The 3,447-nt window shown below is 38.4% G+C and carries 4 protein-coding genes and 1 pseudogene; all 5 read left to right on the top strand.

The features are described from left to right. Positions 1-270: 270 nt before the first annotated feature. Complete coding sequence (locus AAC037_RS22055; protein WP_339905659.1) at positions 271-666, top strand: carboxypeptidase-like regulatory domain-containing protein; 396 nt, start codon at positions 271-273, stop codon at positions 664-666. A 119-nt stretch (positions 667-785) separates the two neighbouring features. Then, positions 786-1,358, top strand: a complete 573-nt coding sequence (locus tag AAC037_RS22050; RefSeq protein ID WP_339905658.1) for an RNA polymerase sigma factor — start codon at positions 786-788, stop codon at positions 1,356-1,358. Beyond that, positions 1,348-2,094, top strand: a complete 747-nt coding sequence (locus AAC037_RS22045) for a hypothetical protein (RefSeq protein ID WP_339905656.1) — start codon at positions 1,348-1,350, stop codon at positions 2,092-2,094. Before AAC037_RS22050 ends, AAC037_RS22045 begins: the two co-directional genes overlap by 11 nt. Positions 2,095-2,110: 16 nt before the next feature. After that, positions 2,111-3,136, top strand: coding sequence for a hypothetical protein (locus AAC037_RS22040; RefSeq protein ID WP_339905654.1), 1,026 nt, complete (start codon positions 2,111-2,113; stop codon positions 3,134-3,136). A 20-nt stretch (positions 3,137-3,156) separates the two neighbouring features. Beyond that, a pseudogene (locus AAC037_RS22035) lies at positions 3,157-3,447 on the top strand (hypothetical protein); the annotation flags it as partial.

Raw genomic sequence — 3,447 nt, 5'->3', positions numbered from 1 at the left:
TATTTCAAAACCAAAATTCACCTTTTTAATACATGGAGAACCTGAGGCCAGAGAAGAATTGGCCGGAATTTTGAAAGACAAATTAAACTGGAATACGATCAGCCCGCTTTATATGGAATCTTTCCTATTATTTTCCGGAATTTAGAGGGTGTATTTCATTGGATCAAATGGAAAATTAAACTTAATCAAGCATCAATGAATAACTTCTCTAAATTGACCTATTTGTGTTTTCTCGGATTAGTGCTTTTAGCCTCTTGTAAACCTCAGAAAATGAAAAATCAGGGTATTCATGGGAATGTTTATTGGATTGAAGGAAACCAAATGCCACAAGCTTCCCAAGGAGAAGATTCAAGTCTTTCTCCTGCTTCCCAAAAGCCGGTTAAGCGAACCATACATATCCATCAATTGACCCATATCAATCAAGCAAGCTTAGGCGATTATCTTTTTGGAAATATCGAGACACCCCTTGTTGCCTCCATAGAGACCAATGAGGCGGGAGAATTTTCTGTAGAACTCCCCCCGGGTAAATATTCCCTATTCACGGTAGAAGAGAATGGTTATTTCGCTAGCATCTTTGATCTTGACAGTTATATTCATCCTGTAAATGTAGAGAAAGGCGAATGGAGTAAGGTGGCCATAACCATCAACTACAAGGCCACCTTCTAATTGTAATTAACTGAATTACAATAAATTAAAAACACATATTAATTTTTGTTAATTTTTTTAACTTTGGCATGCAACCATTTTTATACTTTGGGTATCTACCTTATTGAAGACAAAAATAAATGCCAATCAAAGAAAACCATACAGGAATATTGCTCGGCCTGATCAAAGGTTGCCTTGAAGGAGACAGAAAAAGCCAGAGAGGTTTGTATGAGCTTTATTCAGGTAAATTTCTAAGCATTTGTTTGCGGTATATCAAAGACCAAGACTTGGCACAGGATGTATTGGTAGAGGGGTTCATGAAAATATTTGAAAAGTTAGACACTTACAGACAAGAGGGGAGTTTTGAAGGCTGGATGAAAAAAATCATGGTCACCCAAGCTTTGCAAACGCTCAGAAAGAATAAGAAATTATTAATGGAAGTAGATTGGGATGATAAAGACCATATCACTTCTTCAAATTTGGTTTTTGGGAAAATAGAAGCCGATGAATTGTTAAAACTAGTAGCCTCCTTGCCAGTGGGATATAGAACAGTTTTTAACTTATATGCCATAGAAGGATATAGCCACCGTGAAATAAGCAATTTATTAGGGATTTCAGAAAGCACCTCAAAGTCTCAACTGAGCAGGGCCAGGTCACTTTTGCAAAAGCAAATCGCCCCTCATTCAATTAAACAAAAAAGCAATGGCAGGTAACATAGATGATTTGGACAAATTGTTCAAAAATGCCTTGAGCAATCATACCACAAGTCCGGCTCCGGAGGTTTGGGATAAATTATCCGCTTCTTTGGACAATAAAGACAAAGGATTCTTATTTACTCCTTGGAGATGGGCAGCGGCTGTAGCAGTAGTTTTGGTTTCATTTTGGCTATTCCATCACTCTTTTGTTGTGGAAGTTCAGGATCCTTCTTTGGCTATTCAAGACACTAAAATATCAGAAAAAAATCCTTTCAGCATTTCCGCTTCTACAGATATTGCCGGAAAAGAAAAAATTAAAAGCCAATCAAAAAAAGTAGCTAAGGAACCAATTCCAGAAAGTGGAGAACTGAAATCTAAAGAAAAATTGGAAAAGCCCTTAACTGAAAAAACTAGGCCAAGTATCAAAAGAGTGCGAGAGCAATTGCCTCATGTATTGGCTCAGATTGAGCCACTTAAAAAAGACGAATTAACGGCAACAATTAGCGAACAGATGGCTCTCAATCCCACTATTGATAGAAACGAAACACCGGACAAGTCATACAAGGGGTATAAAGTAAAAATAATTTCCAATGGATATGCCATACAACCTGAAAAGGAACAATTGGTGGCTGAGCTTGAAAATAAAATCGGTGGCTTTTTCACCAAAGTGGACGAAGGGTTTGGTGACCTTCGGGATGCTAAAAACAACCTCTTTGCCTCACTGACTACAAAACGAGAAAAAAAGAAAAACTAACTAGATATTTACAGACATGAAAAGGTACATTATTGTCATTCTTCTGATGGCACTGGCACAAATGGTATTTGGCAACCCTGAAATTCCGGATGATAGGCCCGTAAATGATAGCATCATTGTGGAGTTTGGCCATTCAGGAAAAATGGTTTTTGTGATCGACAACCCGGATGATTTTGAAAGGTTGAAGAATATGGACATCAACCAAATCATCAAAGAACTTGACCTCCCGGAAACAAGCAAGGACGGTGAACTCACAGTAGTTGAAATCAAACACAAGGAGGGAAACAAAGAAATTGTTACTATCTATGAGGACAAAGAGGAAACGGAAGTTACTGTAGGAAGATATAAGGTAATTGTGGACGAGAAAGGTTCTAAAACCAAAGTTCGGCTTATCACCGAACCAAAGAAAGAGAAAGACCCTGAATTTAGAACTTATATCAATATGGACTTGGGTATCAACACATTTTTTGAAAACGGAAATATACCGGGGGGAATAAAACCCTATAGTACCAAAGGTTGGGGAAGCTGGAATATAGGTTGGAACTGGATGGCCAGCCAAAAACTATCCAAGGGAAGGTACTGGGATTTCGGCCTTGGACTGAGTTGGTATAATTTCAAATTGGACAATGCCAACTACCAAATTCTAGGCACTGAAAACGGAGTTTCTTTTGTAGACAGAACTGACGTAAATGGCTTTAAAAGCAAGGTATCAGCATCCTATTTAAATGTATTGACCATGTACAAGTTAGACTTTGGAAAACTGAATGACAGTGGTAAAAATGGATTGAGAGTCGCTATCGGACCCTATGCCGGATATAGGTTGGGAGGCAGAAGCAAATTTGTTTACAGAGAGATCGGCGGGTCAGGCAGAAAAAAAGACAAAACATCAGCGGGTGGCTACCTCAGCAATTTCAGGTATGGGCTTAGAGGCGAAATTGGTTTTAGAAGTGTTACTTTCTACAGCACTTATGATTTCAACCCATTTTTCCAGAAGCCCCTTAGCCCAAGCCTTAGTCCATTTTCCTTTGGATTGGTTTTCTAACAATAACAACCCACTTAACTATGAAATATAAATTAAAACACCTGCTATTGCTAATAGCCCTGCTATTTACCGGTCTAGGATCTTCGCAAGGCCAACAAGTCATCAATAAATCGTTTTCCGGTATAGAAATCCTTGAAATAAAATCCGGAGCTATAGAGATCCAATATGAAGGACAAGATAATTTAGCCCAGATAGATTTAGAAGCATTTTTAGGCCATGAAGAAAATGCAGACAAGGACCTGGTGATGATAACGGTGGGTAACACCTTAAAAATTGCCTTTAATGGCAAAAACAATTCACGCCCTAAAAGC

This window comes from uncultured Cyclobacterium sp., assembly GCF_963976465.1.
Classification (GTDB): Bacteria; Bacteroidota; Bacteroidia; order Cytophagales; family Cyclobacteriaceae; genus Cyclobacterium.
Note: the sequence above shows the minus strand (reverse complement) of the source record. Positions and strands in the feature narration are given on the sequence as shown.